The following is a 15,104-nucleotide window of genomic DNA, read 5'->3' on the forward strand; positions in this document are numbered from 1 at the left end:
CGCGCAGCGCGTCGGCTTGCCCGCCCTGGACACCGATACCGGGCACCAGCACCGGTCCACCGAGACCGCTGACGTCGGGCGGCTCGGTGACCGTCGCGCCGACGACGACACCGATTGAGCCGGGCCCGGGGCCTTGCGCGCGGTTGATCGCTGCCGCTTGGTCGATGATCGATTGGGCCACCTGACGGCCGTCAAACTCGGCCCGCTGCACCGCGGCGCCCTCCGGGTTCGACGTTGCCGCCAGCACGAACACCCCTCGATCGTGCGCCGCGGCAGTGTCCAGCAGGGGCTGTAGCGAGCCGAAGCCCAAATACGGCGAGGCGGTGACGGCGTCGGTGGCCAGCGGCGATTCGCCGGTCCAGGCGGCCGCGTAGGCCGCCATCGTCGATCCGATATCGCCTCGTTTGGCATCGGCCAACACCAGCACGCCGGCCTCGCGCAGCGCGGCGATGGTCTGCTCCAACACCGCGTATCCCGCGGCGCCATAGGCCTCGAAAAACGCGACTTGCGGTTTGACGATCGCGAATTCGCCGTAGGCGCCGACACAGGTATCGCAGAACGCCGCCAGGCCGTGGGGGCTGACGGGCAGGTTCCAGGCCTGCAGCAGTTCGGGATGCGGGTCGATGCCCAGGCATAGCGGCCCTCGATGCGATACCGCCTCGGCCAGGCGGGCGCCAAACCCAGGCACCGTCAGTGGCCGCCGTTGTTCAGCGCGCTGTGAAGTTCCTGCAGCGAACGAACACCGATCACGCCGCGGATCCCGGCTTCGATGCCCTGAATGGCCGCTGAGGCGCCCTGCACCGTCGTCACGCAGGGGATGTTCATTTCTACTGCAGCCGAACGGATTTCGTAACCGTCGATGCGCGGCCCCGAGTTGCCGTAGGGGGTGTTGATCACCATGTCGACCTCGCCGGCGCGTATTGCATCGACGGCAGATATTGCAGGCCGGCCCGGCTGCGCCGGCTCGAAGTGCTTACGGACCTCGTCGCATGGAATCCCGTTGCGGCGCAGCATCTCCGCGGTGCCCTCGGTGGCCAGTACCCGAAAGCCCAAATCCGCCAACCGTTTGACCGGGAACACCAGTGATCGCTTGTCCCGGTTGGCGACGGACACGAATATGGTGCCTTCGGCCGGCAGCGACCCGTAGGCGGCGGTCTGGCTCTTGGCGAAGGCGCTGCCGAAGTCGCGGTCGATTCCCATCACCTCGCCGGTCGATTTCATCTCCGGGCCAAGCAGTGAGTCGATGGCGGCGCCGTCCGCCCGGCGGAAGCGGTGGAACGGCAGCACGGCCTCCTTGACCGCGATCGGCGCATTCTGGGCCGCGTGGGCGCCGTCTCCGGATGCCGCCAGCATTCCCTCGCCACGCAGCTGAGAGATCGTGGCGCCCAACATGATACGTGCACAGGCCTTGGCCAGCGGTATCGCTGTGGCCTTCGACACGAACGGCACGGTACGGCTGGCGCGCGGGTTGGCCTCCAGCACGTAGAGCACGTCGTCCTTCAACGCGTACTGCACGTTGAGCAACCCGATCACTCCGATGCCGTGCGCGATCGCCTCGGTTGCGCGGCGTACCTTTTCGATGTCGCTGTGGCCGAGGGTTACCGGCGGCAGTGCACACGCCGAGTCGCCGGAGTGGATGCCGGCCTCTTCGATGTGCTCCATGATGCCGCCGATGTAGACCTCGGCACCGTCGCAGAGCGCGTCGACGTCGATCTCAATCGCGTCTTCGAGAAAACGGTCGACCAGCACCGGGTGTTCGGGGGAAAGTTCGGTGGCGCGGGCGATGTAGCCCTGCAGGGTGTCGTCGTCGTAGACGATTTCCATGCCGCGACCGCCCAATACGTACGACGGCCGCACCAGCACCGGATAACCGATCTCGGCGGCGATCCGGCGGGCCTGTGCAAACGTCGTGGCCATGCCGTAGCGCGGGGCCGGCAATCCGGCACCCGATAACAGGTCGCCGAACGCGCCGCGGTCCTCGGCCAGATCGATGGCCTCCGGCGGCGTTCCGACGATCGGAACTCCCGCGTCGGCCAGCCGCTGCGCCAGCCCGAGCGGTGTCTGTCCGCCGAGTTGCACGATGACGCCGACCACCCCCGGTCCACCGGCACCGGACTGCGATTCGGCGTAGAACACCTCCAGGACGTCCTCGAAGGTCAACGGCTCGAAGTACAGCCGGTCGGCGGTGTCGTAGTCGGTGGACACCGTCTCCGGGTTGCAGTTGACCATCACGGTCTCAAAGCCGGCCTGCGACAGCGTCGTTGCGGCGTGTACACAGCTGTAGTCGAATTCGATGCCCTGGCCGATCCGGTTTGGCCCCGAGCCCAGGATCAGCACCTTGGGCCGCTCGGCCTGCGGCGCCACCTCAGTCTCGGCGGACGGGTCGAGCTCGTAACTGCTGTAGTGATAGGGCGTCTTGGCCTCGAACTCCGCGGCACAGGTGTCCACGGTCTTGTACACCGGGTGGATGCCGAGCCGCCCCCGCAACGAGCGCACGCCGTCCTCGCCGGCGAATTCCGGTCGCAGCGCCGCGATCTGACGGTCCGACAATCCGGCGTGCTTACTCCGGCGCAGCAGATCCGCGTCGAGCACCGCGGCGTCGACCACCTCACGGCGCAATTCCACGAGCTCGGCGATCTGCGCGACGAACCACGGGTCGACGCCGGATGCCTCGGCAACCTGTTCCACCGAAGCGCCCAGTCGCACGGCGAGCTCGATGTCGTAGAGCCGGCCCTCGGTCGGTGTCTGCAGCCGCTCCAGCACCGTGCCGGCGTCGATTGCCGGGTCCGGACCTGTCCAGAACCCGGCCCGACTGGTCTCCAGCGATCTCATCACCTTGCCGAGCGCTTCGACGAAGTTGCGGCCCAACGACATTGCCTCACCGACGGATTTCATCGTGGTCGTCAGCGTTGGATCGGCGCCGGGGAATTTTTCGAATGCGAACCGCGGCGCCTTGACCACCACGTAATCCAGGGTGGGCTCGAAGCAGGCCGGGGTTTCCTTGGTGATGTCGTTGAGGATCTCGTCGAGGGTGTAGCCGACGGCCAATTTGGCGGCGATCTTGGCGATCGGGAAGCCGGTTGCCTTGGAGGCCAAGGCACTTGACCGTGACACTCGCGGGTTCATCTCGATGACGATCAGGCGACCATCGCTCGGGTCGACGGCGAACTGGATGTTGCAGCCGCCGGTGTCGACGCCGACCTCGCGCAGGATCGCGATGCCCAGGTCCCGCATCCGCTGGTATTCCCGATCGGTCAGCGTCATCGCGGGCGCCACGGTCACCGAGTCGCCGGTGTGCACCCCCATCGGGTCGACATTTTCGATCGAGCACACCACGACGACGTTGTCCTTGCCGTCGCGCATCAGCTCGAGCTCGAACTCCTTCCAGCCGTAGATCGATTCCTCGATCAGCACGTTGGCGCTCGGCGAGGCGGCCAAACCCGCGCCGGCCATCCGGTCGACCTCCTCGGCGCTGTGCGCCATGCCCGAGCCCAGACCGCCCATCGTGAACGACGGCCGAACCACCACCGGAAGCCCAAGTTCGGCGACCGTCTCGCGAACCTCGTCCATGGTGAAACACACACGGCTGCGCGCTGATTCGCCGCCCACCTTGGCGACAATGTCTTTGAACCGCTGCCGGTCCTCGCCGCGCTGGATGGCGTCGAAATCAGCGCCGATCAGCTCGACGCCGTAGCGCTCCAACACCCCGCTCTCGTAGAGCGCGACCGCCGTGTTGAGCGCGGTCTGCCCGCCCAGGGTGGCCAGCAGCGCGTCGATCTTGTTACCGCGCTCGGCCTGCTGGGCGATCACCCGCTCGACGAAGCCCGGGGTGATCGGCTCGACGTAGGTGTGGTCGGCGTATTCGGGGTCGGTCATGATGGTGGCCGGGTTGGAGTTGACCAGGCTGACCTCGAGGCCTTCGGCCCGCAGCACCCGGCAGGCCTGGGTGCCCGAGTAGTCGAATTCGCAGGCCTGTCCAATCACGATCGGCCCGGAGCCGATCACCAGGACATGTCGCAGGTCGGTACGCCGTGGCACTAGCGGTTCTCCCCTGCCATCAGGTCGACGAATTGGTCGAACAGGTATTCCGCGTCGTGCGGGCCGGCCGCCGCCTCCGGGTGATATTGCACCGAAAAAGCTTTCCCATCAGCAAGTTTGACGCCCTCGACGACGCCATCGTTGGCGCAGGTGTGGCTGACCACCGCCTGGCCGAACGGAGTGTCGAAGGTTTGGCCGGCTTCTCCCTCCAAGGCGAAGCCGTGATTCTGCGCGGTCACCGCGACCCGCCCGGTGGCGTGGTCCATCACCGGAATGTTGATGCCGCGGTGACCGAACACCATCTTGTAGGTGGACAGGCCCAGCGCCCGGCCCAGGATCTGGTTGCCGAAACAAATGCCGAACAACGGGATTCCGGCGCCCAGCACGGCACGGGTCACCTCCACGATGTGGTCTGCGGTGGCGGGGTCCCCGGGACCGTTGGACAGAAACACCCCATCCGGTTTCATCTCGGCGATCTGCTCGAAGGTCACGGACGACGGCAGCACCAGGCTGCGGACTCCGCGCCGGGCGAAGTTGCGCGGGGTGTTGGTCTTGATCCCGAGATCGATCGCGGCCACGGTGAACCGGTGCGGCCCTTCGGCTTCGACGACGTACTCGCCCGCGGTGCTGACCTGCCCGGCCAGGTCGGCTCCCAGCATCGACTGCTGACCGCGCACCCGGGCCACCAGCTCGTCCGGATCGGCAAGCGAAGTACCCGAGAACACACCCGCCTTCATCGAGCCACGGCTGCGCAGGTGACGGACCACCGCCCGGGTGTCGATGCCGGCGATCCCGACAATGCGCTGCCGAATCAGTTCGTCCTCCAGCGTCCCGGTCGCCCGCCAGTTCGAGGAGCGCGGCGACGGATCGCGTACCGCGTAGCCGGCGACCCAGATCTTGTCGCCGCGGCTTTCGGCGTCCTCGCCGTTCCACCCGGTGTTGCCGATCTGCGGGGCGGTGGCCACCACGATCTGGCGGTGATAGCTGGGGTCGGTCAAGGTTTCCTGATAGCCGGACATGCCGGTGGAAAAGACTGCTTCGCCAAGCGTTTCGCCGACCGCACCGAACGGCGCTCCGGTGAACGTTCGGCCGTCTTCAAGGACCAGCAGGGCTTTAGTCACGAGGCTCCCTCCTGCTGGGATTCCAGCCAACTGGCGTACTCATCGCGGTTGTTCGCCCGAAACCCGAGGTCGATTTCGGTGCCTGACGGCAGTCGCCAACGGATGGCCAGGATGCCGTTGTTCGCCATGGCTTTGCCGACCATGCCGCGCTCGGTGCGGATGGCGGTGATCGACTCCTGCGGAATCCAGATCGGGCCTGCACCGCTGCGCTGCACCATGATTCCCTCCGGGTAGCGGGTCAGCACCGCCTTACTGCGGTAGCCCAGATCGCCGACCGCCACCCGCTCGTGCCAGCTGGGCGCAATCGTGCAGCCGACATACACACCGCGGGTGGCCCCGACGGTCGGCGACCCGACCATGTCGGGTATCGGCGGCAGTGTGCCGATCAGCGCGGCCTGCCGGCGGGCGCGCGCACGCCAGCCACGCATCATCAGCTGGATGATGAACGCGATCAGCACCGCCAGCAGTGCGGCCATGATCAGCGATGCGACCAGTGTTCCGGAATTCACGCGGGGCACTTCCCGTCGCGCGCGGTGATCTTGCCGCGCAACAAGGTTGCGGTCACGGTCGCGGGCAACGTCATCGCTTCGTAGGGCGTGTTGGCCGAGCGGCTGGCCAACTCCGGGCCCTCGACGGTCCAGGTCGCGTCGGGGTCCACCACGGTCAGGTTGGCCGGTTCACCGATTTCCAAGGGCCGGCCGTGGTCGGGCAACCCGGCGATGCGCGCCGGGTTCTCGCTCATCACCCGCGCTACGTCACGCCAGGTCAGCAGACCAGGGACAACCATCGTCTGGACCACCGCAGATAGTGCGGTCTGCAACCCGAGCATGCCGGGCAACGCCGCGGCGAACTCGACGCATTTCTCGTGTTCTGCGTGCGGGGCGTGATCGGTGGCCACACAATCGATTACCCCGTCGGCCAGCGCTTGACGCAGCGCCTGCGCGTCGGCGGCTTCGCGCAGCGGCGGGTTCACCCGGTTCACCCCGTCGTAGCTGGCCAGCCGGCTGTCGTCAAGCAGCAGGTGGTGAGGGGTTACCTCAGCGGTGATCGAAATACCCTGGGACTTGGCCCATCTGATGATCTCAACGGTTCCCGCGGTGGACGCGTGGCAGATGTGCACCCGGGCGCCGGCGTCGCGGGCCAGGAGGGCGTCGCGGGCCACGATGGACTCCTCGGCGGCCCTCGGCCAGCCCGACAGCCCCAGCTTGGCGGCGGTGGGCCCTTCGTGTGCGACCGCCCCCATGGTCAGCCTGGGCTCTTCGGCGTGCTGGGCGATCAAAACGCCTAAGCCGGTGGCGTATTCCAGCGCGCGGCGCATCACCAGCGGGTCGTACACGCACTTGCCGTCATCGGAGAACATCCGCACCTGTGCGGCTCCGTCGGCCATCATCCCCATCTCGGTGAGCTGGGTTCCGGCCAGCCCCACGGTGATGGCGCCGACGGGGTGCACGTCGACCAGACCGACCTGCTGGCCGCGGTGCCAGACATGATCGGTCACCACCGGGCTATCGGCGACCGGGTTGGTGTTGGCCATCGCGAACACCGCCGTATAGCCGCCGAGAGCGGCAGCGGCCGAACCGGTTTCAATGTCCTCGGCGTATTCGCGGCCGGGCTCGCGCAGATGGGTGTGCAGATCGACAAAGCCGGGCAGCAGTATCTGCCCGGTCGCGTCGATGACATCGGCATCGTCTGGAATGGCTAGCGCGGCGCCGATATCGGCGATCTGGCCGTCGTCGACCAGCACGTCGACCCGGTCACCCTCACCGTACGGGCGGACCCCGCGCAACAGCACGCTCATGCCGCGCCTTCTTTTCCGCCGAGCCCTTTGTCGGCCGCCTCTGTTCCTATCAGCAGATGGAACAGCACCGCCATCCGCACGTGAACCCCGTTGGAAACCTGTTGCAGCACCGCCGATTGCGACGAGTCAGCCACCGAGGAGGAGATCTCCATACCGCGCAGCATCGGGCCGGGATGCATTACCACCGCGTGACCGGGAAGCATCGCCTGGCGCCGTTCGGATAGCCCGTAGCGCACCGAATACTCCCGCGCGGACGGGAAGAAGCCGCCGTTCATTCGCTCAGCCTGTACCCGCAACATCAGCATCGCGTCGGCGGCGGGCAGCTCGGCGTCGAGATCGTAGGAGACGGTGACCGGCCAGTCGGAAACCCCGACCGGCAGCAGGGTCGGCGGCGCCACCAGCACGACCTCGGCACCCAGAGTGGCCAGCAGCATGACGTTGGAACGGGCGACGCGGCTGTGCACGATGTCGCCGACGATGACCACCCGCCGGCCGTCGATGTCACCGAGCCGCTGGCGGATGGTCAGCGCATCCAGCAGCGCCTGGGTAGGATGTTCATGGGTGCCGTCGCCCGCGTTGATCACCGAAGGGCCACCTTCAGCGCTGGCTGTCCAGTCGGCCAGCCGGTGCGCCGCACCCGATGCCGGGTGCCGGATGATCAGCGCGTCGGCGCCGGCCGCGCGCAGCGTCAGCGCGGTGTCGCGTAGCGATTCGCCTTTGCCCACTGACGATCCGGTGGAACTGACGTTGATCACGTCAGCGCTCATCCACTTGCCGGCGACCTCGAACGACACCCGGGTGCGGGTGGAGTTTTCGTAAAACATCGTGATCACGGTCCGGCCCCGCAGCGTCGGCAGCTTGCGGACCTCGCGGCCCATCAGAGCCTGCGCGAACCGGTCGGCATCGTCGAGGATCGCGGTGGCGTCAGCGCGGGACAGGTCGCCGGCGGCAAGGAGGTGCCTGCTCATGGCGCATCCTCACGCGAGATGACCACGCCGTCGCGGCCGTCGTGTTCGGCCAGCAGCACGTGCACGCTCTCGCTGCGCGAGGTGGGCACATTCTTGCCGACGTAGTCGGCGCGCAACGGCAACTCGCGATGGCCGCGGTCGAGCAGCACCGCCAACTGAACCACCCGCGGTCGGCCGACGTCGCGCAGCGCGTCCAGCGCCGAGCGCACCGAGCGTCCGGAGTAGAGCACGTCGTCGACGAGGATCACCAGGGCGTCGTCGATGCCGCCGGCCGGAATCGAGGTGGTCTCCAACGGCCGGGGCGGCTTTTGCATCAGGTCATCGCGGTACAGGGTGATGTCCAAAGCACCGTGGCCGACTTCGACACCGCTGTATTCGCCGATGTTGGTGGCCAGGCGCTTGGCCAGAATCACACCGCGGGTCGGGATGCCCAGCAGCACGACGCGCGGTGCCTCGGCACTATCCAGCGCGGTCTTTTCGATGATCTGATGCGCGATACGGGAAATGGTGCGGCCCACGTCGGCCGCCGACATCAGTTCGCGGCCCAAAGCGGCGTCACCTGCGGCAACCATGCGAGATCTTGACCTCCTTCTCCGCCTCTCTGGACGGATCGTTAAAGGATGTCGACTGCCGCGCAGCGTAGCACCTCGCGCCATCCCTGCGGAAATGACAGGCTGGGCGCCGCCGGAGCATGACGTGCGCCACGTTTCTGGGGAAAGAAGTTCCAACGTCTGTGGCACCGGATATCCCCAGCTAATCTGCGTCTAATGAGCGACAAGTCCGACGGGCCGGACCGTCCACTGATCGGGTTCCTCACCCGTGACAATGCGCCGCAAATTCACCCGGCATCGACTAACCGGACGTGGATGCGAAAGATGCTGGAGACCAACACAGGTTGGCCTAATCGCTGTCTGCCGATGCTCATCGCCAACCAGAGCGGCTGGGAGCTGCGCAATCCGTGCGCGTTCACCGCTACGTGGATGGGTCATGAGAACGGCGTCGACGTGATCATCGCACCCGATAAGCGCGATGCCGGTCAGCTCCTGCCTCTCAGCCATTTCGGTTACGGGACCCTGACCTGGAATCTGCCGGTGCTGTTTCGCACTCCGCCGGGCTACAACCTGTTGGTCCGCGGACCGGCGAACTATCCGAAGGACGGCGTGTGCGCGTTAGAGGGCGTCGTGGAAACCGACTGGGCAAGCGCGAGTTTCAGCATGAGCTGGAAGCTCACCCGCAAAATGATGCCGGTGCGATTCGAGGTCGACGAGCCGATCTGCATGATCGTCCCACAGCGTCGAGCCGAGCTCGAAGAGTTCGCCCCCGAACTCAGGCGCATCGAGTCTGACGAAGAACTGCAGCGCAAGCATGAGCTTTTTCGCGGCTCACGTAACCCGGCAAAGCAAGCCGAGCAGGTGGCGAGGGTCACCGCGGGAGAGCAAGTGGAGTGGCAAGGCGACTACACGCGGGGCAGGCACACCGACGGGGAGCCTGGGGCACCGGATCATCAGACTCGCCGTCAGCTTCGTCCATTCGCTGCGCCACAACATGACACCAGCGATCGGGCCGCCGGTGTTCGACCTGGTATGTCTGGGCGCAACGCCACTAGCTAACCTGATCCGGGTGAACCTCGAAGGCAATCAGGCCTCCATTCGTGAGGCCTGCGACGCCGGGCTGCTCGCCGGGGCGGTAACCGTGGTGTGGCAGCACGGAGAAGTGTTGCAGGTCAACGAGATCGGCCGCCGCGACATCGAAGCCGACCTGCCGATGAAGCGCGACACGTTGTTTCGCATCGCCTCGATGACCAAACCAGTCACGGTCGCGGCGGCGATGAGCCTGGTCGACGAGGGCAAGCTGGCGCTGCGCGACCCGATCGTGCGCTGGCTGCCGGAGTTTGCCGATGCGCAAGTGCTAGACGATCCGAGCGGTCCGCTGGATCGCACGCATCCGGTACAGCGGGCGATCCTGGTCGAGGACCTGCTCACGCACACCAGCGGCCTGGGATACGGGTTCTCGGTAGCCGGACCGATATCGCGGGCCTACGTTCGTCTGCCGTTCGGGCGCGGCCCGGATGCTTGGCTCTCCGCACTTGCCGAGCTGCCGCTGGTGCACCAGCCGGGCGAACGGCTGACCTACAGCCACGGCATCGATGTCATCGGCGTGCTGGTGTCTCGGATCGAGGGCAAGCCGTTTCATCAAGTGCTCGACGAGCGGATCCTGCAGCCGTTGGGCATGGTTGACACCGGATTCTTCGTTTCGGTCGAGGGTCGCCGTCGTGCCGCGACGATGTACCGGCTCGATGACAACGACCGGCTGCAACACGATGTGATGGGTCAACCGCACATCTCACCACCGGCGTTCTGCAACGCCGGTGGAGGGCTGTGGTCGAGCGCCGACGACTACCTGCGGTTCATCGAAATGCTCTTGCGTGAGGGGACATTGGATGGTGTGCGGGTGCTGTCACCGGAGTCGGCGCGGCTGATGCGCACCGACCGCCTGACCGATGAGCAGAAGAAGCACCCGTTTCTCGGTGCGCCGTTCTGGATCGGCCGCGGGTTCGGGCTGAACTTGTCGGTGGTGACCGACCCGGCGAAGTCGGCGCCGCTATTCGGGCCGGGCGGCCTTGGGACATTCAGCTGGCCCGGCGCATACGGGACGTGGTGGCAGGCCGATCCGGCCGCGGACCTGATCCTGCTGTACCTGATCCAGAACTTGCCCACGTTGTCGGGCGACGCCGCTGCAGCAGTCGCAGGCAACACGTCGCGCGCGAAGCTGCAAGCGGTGCAACCGAAATTCATGCACCGCACCTATCGCGCGCTGGGCCTCTGACCGCAGATTCACGAGATGGCTGATTTCCCACCTGACCGCATCAGGGGGCCGCGACTGCTGCTGCGCCCACCGGTACTCGACGACGCCGGCCCGCTTTTCCAACGGGTTGCCCGCGATCCTCAGGTCACCAAGTATCTGCTGTGGACGCCTCATCCCGACGTGGCGGCAACACGACGGGTGATCACCGAAAAGTTCAACGTCCCCGGCGACGAGCGAACCTGGGTCATCGTGCTGCAGCACAGCGACGATATCATCGGGATGATCAGCTGCCGGCGCCCGGTGGAGCATTCCGTCGAAATAGGGTATTGCATCGGACGACGTTGGTGGGGCAAGGGTTTGATGTCCGAAGCCCTTGAGATGCTGCTGGCCGCACTGCGCGCCGACGGCGACGTTGACCGCGTCTGGGCCACTTGCCATGTCGGCAACGATCGGTCAGCGCGACTGCTAGAGCGGGCCGGGTTCCTGCTGGAGACTCGGCTGAGCCGGCACGTGGTCTACCCCAACCTCGGGCCCGAACCGCGCGACAGCCTGCGCTACACCAAATCGCTGCACTGAGCCGGCGCTTCTGCGCCGAACGTGCAACTGTGGCGGGATTTCGGCGGATTTTTCGCCATGGCTGCACGTTCGCCAAACTCAGGCCAGCGCCCGGCGCGCGTAAGCACGCACATCGGCGTCGTCGTCTTTGAGCGCCACGCTGAGCGCATCCCGCGCCGCGACTTCTGAATCCGCCCACCTGCTCAAGCTCAGCACCGCGGCTTTGCGGACGTCGAGGTGCTCATCAACGAGCATCGGCGCCAACCGCACCACCGCCAGCTGCGCCGTCGCGCCCGACAATGCGCGTGCCGCGCCCTCCCGCACCTGCCAGGCCGGCGCCCGCAGCGCATGCTCGACTGTAGTCAACTCTGCTTGGCTACAACCTAATTCGCCTAGTGCCTGTAAGGCTGCCGCGCGCACTAGCGGATCGGTGTCCGCGATAAGCAGGCGAACAGCGTCGTGACCGGTCCGCAGCGTGGCCAGGCCGTTGGCCGCGACGATGCGGACCTCGCGATTGTCGTCGCGGGCGGCCGCGGCCACCCCGGTGGCGTCGTCGACGGACACCAGCGCATGCACCGCCTCGATCCGCACCAGATGGTCGACATCGCTGAGCGCGTGCCGGAACGTGTCGACATCTCCGGTGCGGCGCGCGGCCAGCAGATAGATGCTGACCGCCCGGACCACGGCGTCAGCCGAGGTCAGAAATCCGCGCGCCGCCTCGGGATGCGGTAGCACTTCGACAAGTTCACGCACACCGTCGGCGGCGGCACGGCGCACCGCGGCGTCGGCATCGTCGAGCGCATCGAACAGCGCCGCGGCGTAGCCGTCCGGAATGTGCTCAGTCAGCGTGGCCACTGCGGTGCGGCGCACGCGGGCGTCGGAATCGGCCAGGAACTCCGCCAACGCCGACACCGTCGGCTCCTCGAGGGCCAGCACCGCGACAATGCGCGGCGAGGGCGGATCACCAGGCACCGCGGCGCCTACCCGCGATTGCGAGCCGACCGGTGCTCGACCGCCGACCAGCGGCGGCTGCTCGACCGGCTGGACCGTCTGGTCGGCCGGCGGCAATGCATCCAATTCGGGCACCGACACGAAATACGGCGCCACCGGACGCTTGAGGAACTCCATCGACCCGTCGGACGCCTTGCGCAGGTTGAGGTGATATCCCCACTGGTTGTCGTCGCGGGCCGGCAGGTCGGCGCGCTCGTGGTAAAGACCCCAACGCGATTCGGTGCGGGTCAGCGACGAGCGGGCTGCCAGCTCGGCGCAATCACGGATGAAGGACACCTCGACACTACGCATCAGCTCGTGCGGCGTGCGGGCGCCCATCTCGGCGATTTCATCGCGCATCCGCTCGAACGTGTGCACCGCGATGGATAGCTTGGCCGCCGACTTGGGCGGCGCCACATAGTCGTTGACGAATCGCCGCAGCTTGTACTCGACCTGCGGCTGCGGCGGCCCGTCGGGGTGACGCAGCGGACGGTAGATCAGCTCATGAGCGTCATCCAATTGGCGTTGTGGGAGCTGTTGCGGTGCGACAACATCGGGCAGCGTTGACGCCGCGTGTGCGCCGGCCAGATCGCCGAAGACGAATGCGCCGATCATATAGTTGTGCGGGACGCAGGCCAGGTCCCCCGCGGCGTACAGACCCGGCACCGTGGTGCGGGCGTGCTCGTCGACCCACACCCCGGATGCGGAATGTCCAGAGCATAACCCGATTTCGGAGATGTGCATCTCCACGTCATGGGTGCGGTAGTCGTGCCCGCGGTTGGCGTGAAACGTCCCGCGGGTGGGCCGCTCGGTGGTGTGCAGGATGCTCTCCAGCGCGGTCAGCGTCTCGTCGGGCAGGTGCGACACCTTCAGGTAGATCGGTCCACGCGCGGACTCGATCTCGCTGCGCACCTCGGCCATCATCTGCCCCGACCAGTAATCGGAGTCGACAAACCGTTCACCGAGCGCATTGACCTGATAGCCGCCAAAGGGGTTGGCCACATATGCGCACGCCGGACCGTTGTAATCCTTGATCAGCGGATTGACCTGAAAACACTCGATTCCGGACAGTTCGGCCCCGGCGTGGTAGGCCATCGAATAGCCGTCGCCGGCATTGGTCGGGTTCTCGTAGGTGCCGTAGAGGTATCCCGATGCGGGCAGGCCCAACCGTCCGCAGGCGCCGGTGGCCAGGATCACTGCCTTGGCGCCGACGGCGACGAATTCGCCGGTCCGAGTATGCAATGCGGCCGCACCAACTACTCGGCCGTCGTCGACCAACACTCGAACAGGCATCAGCCGATTTTCGATCCGGATTTTCTCCCGCATCGACCGCTGCCTCAATACCCGGTACAGCGCCTTTTTGACGTCTTTGCCCTCGGGCATCGGCAACACGTAGGACCCGGAGCGGTGCACCCGTCGCACCGCGTACTCGCCGTGCTCGTCCTTTTCGAACTTCACCCCGTAACGCTCCAGCCGCTGCACCATCGCGAACCCGCGGGTGGCGGTCTGATACACGGTGCGCTGGTTGACGATTCCGTCGTTGGCGCGGGTGATTTCAGCGACGTAGTCCTCGGGTACGGCTTTGCCAGGGATGACGGCGTTGTTGACGCCGTCCATCCCCATCGCCAGCGCCCCGGAATGCCGCACATGCGCCTTCTCCAGCAGCAGCACCTGTGCGCCGTGCTCGGCCGCGGTCAGCGCGGCCATGGTGCCCGCGGTGCCGCCGCCGATAACCAACACGTCGCAGTCCAGCCGAATCGGTTCCGTCGGATCAGGAATCTGCATCAGACAGCCGCCAAATGATGCAGTGCGGCAATGATTTCCGCGCGAAGCTCGGGGTGTGCCCGATCACTGCGAGGCTGCGGTACGTCGACCAGCGCCCGCAGCGGCTGGCCGGCCCGGCCCAGTACCGCGACCCGATCCCCCAGCTCCAATGCTTCGTCGACGTCGTGCGTGACGAACACGATCGTCGTCGGATGAGCACGCCAGGAGTCGATCAGCAGGCGCTGCATGGCCGCGCGGGTCTGGGTATCCAGAGCGCCGAACGGCTCGTCCATCATCACCGCGCGGGGCGCGCCGGCCAGCCCGCGGGCGAGCTGGACGCGCTGACGCATGCCGCCCGAAAGGTTCTTGGGCAGGTAATCATTGAAACCGGTCAGGCCGAGCTCGGCGATCCAGCGATCGGCCTGCACGGCGCGGGTGGCTCGCGGTTCACCGCGCAGCCGCAGCGCCAACTCGATGTTGGATCGCACGCTGCGCCACGGCAGCAGCGCGTTGTCCTGGAACACCACCCCACGATCCGCCGATGTGCCGGTGACCTCGGTGCCGTCAGCCAGCACCCGGCCGGCGTCAGGTGTCAGCAGGCCCGCCAACGCGCGCAGCACGGTGGTCTTACCGCAGCCCGACGGTCCGGTGAGCACCAGGATCTCCCCCGGCCTCACCATCAGGCTCAACTCATCGATGACCGCAACGCCGCTGTAGCACAACCGCACTCGATCCAGCTCGAGGCTCATACCAGCCGTCATCGTGCGTTCTCCTCACTGCGCGGCAGCCATCGCGTCGCCCGGCGACCGATCAGCTCCACCGCCGCCGAGGTGGCGAACCCGAGCACCCCGATGGTGATGATGCCGACGAACACCTGCGGGTAGGCCAGCACCGTGTATGCCTGCCAAGTCCGGTAGCCGATCCCGAGCCGGCCCGAGATCATCTCGGCCGATATCACGCAGATCCACGCCACCCCCATACCGACCGACAGGCCGCCGAACACACCCGGAAGGATGCCCGGCACCACGACCTGAGTCAGCACGTCCCAGCGGCCACCACCCAAGG

The 15,104-nt window shown here is 66.7% G+C and carries 13 protein-coding genes; 3 read left to right on the forward strand and 10 right to left on the reverse strand.

Going from position 1 to position 15,104, the window contains the following annotated elements; all coding sequences use genetic code 11:
* The 7 genes from pyrF to pyrR form a co-directional block, all read right to left on the reverse strand.
* Positions 1 to 688 (reverse strand): orotidine-5'-phosphate decarboxylase (gene pyrF, locus WB785_RS25420; protein ID WP_424082973.1); only part of this gene is annotated, 688 nt, incomplete at its 3' end.
* A gap of 2 nt (positions 689 to 690) precedes the next feature.
* Positions 691 to 4,038, reverse strand: a complete 3,348-nt coding sequence (gene carB, locus WB785_RS25425; RefSeq protein ID WP_424082975.1) for a carbamoyl-phosphate synthase large subunit — start codon at positions 4,036 to 4,038, stop codon at positions 691 to 693.
* Positions 4,038 to 5,159, reverse strand: a complete 1,122-nt coding sequence (gene carA, locus WB785_RS25430; RefSeq protein ID WP_424082977.1) for a glutamine-hydrolyzing carbamoyl-phosphate synthase small subunit — start codon at positions 5,157 to 5,159, stop codon at positions 4,038 to 4,040. The genes carB and carA overlap by 1 nt, the downstream gene beginning before the upstream one ends.
* Positions 5,156 to 5,668 carry a transporter gene (locus WB785_RS25435; protein ID WP_424082979.1) on the reverse strand — a complete coding sequence of 171 codons (513 nt, stop codon included), beginning with the start codon at positions 5,666 to 5,668 and terminating at the stop codon, positions 5,156 to 5,158. Before WB785_RS25435 ends, carA begins: the two co-directional genes overlap by 4 nt.
* Entirely contained in the window at positions 5,665 to 6,957 is a 1,293-nt protein-coding gene (locus WB785_RS25440; RefSeq protein WP_424082981.1) for a dihydroorotase, read from the reverse strand. Before WB785_RS25440 ends, WB785_RS25435 begins: the two co-directional genes overlap by 4 nt.
* Positions 6,954 to 7,925: an aspartate carbamoyltransferase catalytic subunit gene (locus WB785_RS25445; RefSeq protein ID WP_424082983.1), complete on the reverse strand. Its 972-nt coding sequence runs from the start codon at positions 7,923 to 7,925 to the stop codon at positions 6,954 to 6,956. The genes WB785_RS25440 and WB785_RS25445 overlap by 4 nt, the downstream gene beginning before the upstream one ends.
* On the reverse strand, positions 7,922 to 8,497 hold the full coding sequence (gene pyrR / locus WB785_RS25450; RefSeq protein WP_424082985.1) for a bifunctional pyr operon transcriptional regulator/uracil phosphoribosyltransferase PyrR: 576 nt from the start codon (positions 8,495 to 8,497) through the stop codon (positions 7,922 to 7,924). Before pyrR ends, WB785_RS25445 begins: the two co-directional genes overlap by 4 nt.
* Before the next feature lie 195 nt (positions 8,498 to 8,692).
* Here pyrR and WB785_RS25455 point away from each other — a divergent pair, with 195 nt between their 5' ends.
* The 3 genes from WB785_RS25455 to WB785_RS25465 are packed head-to-tail and all read left to right on the forward strand — an operon-like array spanning position 8,693 to position 11,306.
* Complete coding sequence (locus WB785_RS25455) at positions 8,693 to 9,535, forward strand: DUF6065 family protein (protein WP_424082987.1); 843 nt, start codon at positions 8,693 to 8,695, stop codon at positions 9,533 to 9,535.
* A 10-nt stretch (positions 9,536 to 9,545) separates the two neighbouring features.
* Positions 9,546 to 10,751, forward strand: coding sequence for a serine hydrolase domain-containing protein (locus tag WB785_RS25460; protein WP_424082998.1), 1,206 nt, complete (start codon positions 9,546 to 9,548; stop codon positions 10,749 to 10,751).
* A gap of 15 nt (positions 10,752 to 10,766) precedes the next feature.
* Positions 10,767 to 11,306: a GNAT family N-acetyltransferase gene (locus tag WB785_RS25465; RefSeq protein WP_424082989.1), complete on the forward strand. Its 540-nt coding sequence runs from the start codon at positions 10,767 to 10,769 to the stop codon at positions 11,304 to 11,306.
* Between the two features lie 78 nt (positions 11,307 to 11,384).
* On the opposite strand, the gene WB785_RS25470 is transcribed toward WB785_RS25465, so the two are convergent.
* The 3 genes from WB785_RS25470 to WB785_RS25480 form a co-directional block, all read right to left on the reverse strand.
* Positions 11,385 to 14,060 (reverse strand): fumarate reductase/succinate dehydrogenase flavoprotein subunit, encoded by a 2,676-nt coding sequence (locus WB785_RS25470; protein ID WP_424082991.1) that lies wholly within the window; start codon positions 14,058 to 14,060, stop codon positions 11,385 to 11,387.
* On the reverse strand, positions 14,060 to 14,800 hold the full coding sequence (locus WB785_RS25475; protein ID WP_424082993.1) for an ABC transporter ATP-binding protein: 741 nt from the start codon (positions 14,798 to 14,800) through the stop codon (positions 14,060 to 14,062). Before WB785_RS25475 ends, WB785_RS25470 begins: the two co-directional genes overlap by 1 nt.
* Positions 14,797 to 15,104: ABC transporter permease (locus WB785_RS25480; RefSeq protein WP_424082996.1), on the reverse strand; the 308-nt coding region annotated here is incomplete at its 5' end. The genes WB785_RS25480 and WB785_RS25475, both read right to left, overlap by 4 nt.

It is taken from the genome of Mycobacterium sp. (assembly GCF_049585075.1).
In the GTDB taxonomy this organism is placed as follows: Bacteria; Actinomycetota; Actinomycetes; order Mycobacteriales; family Mycobacteriaceae; genus Mycobacterium.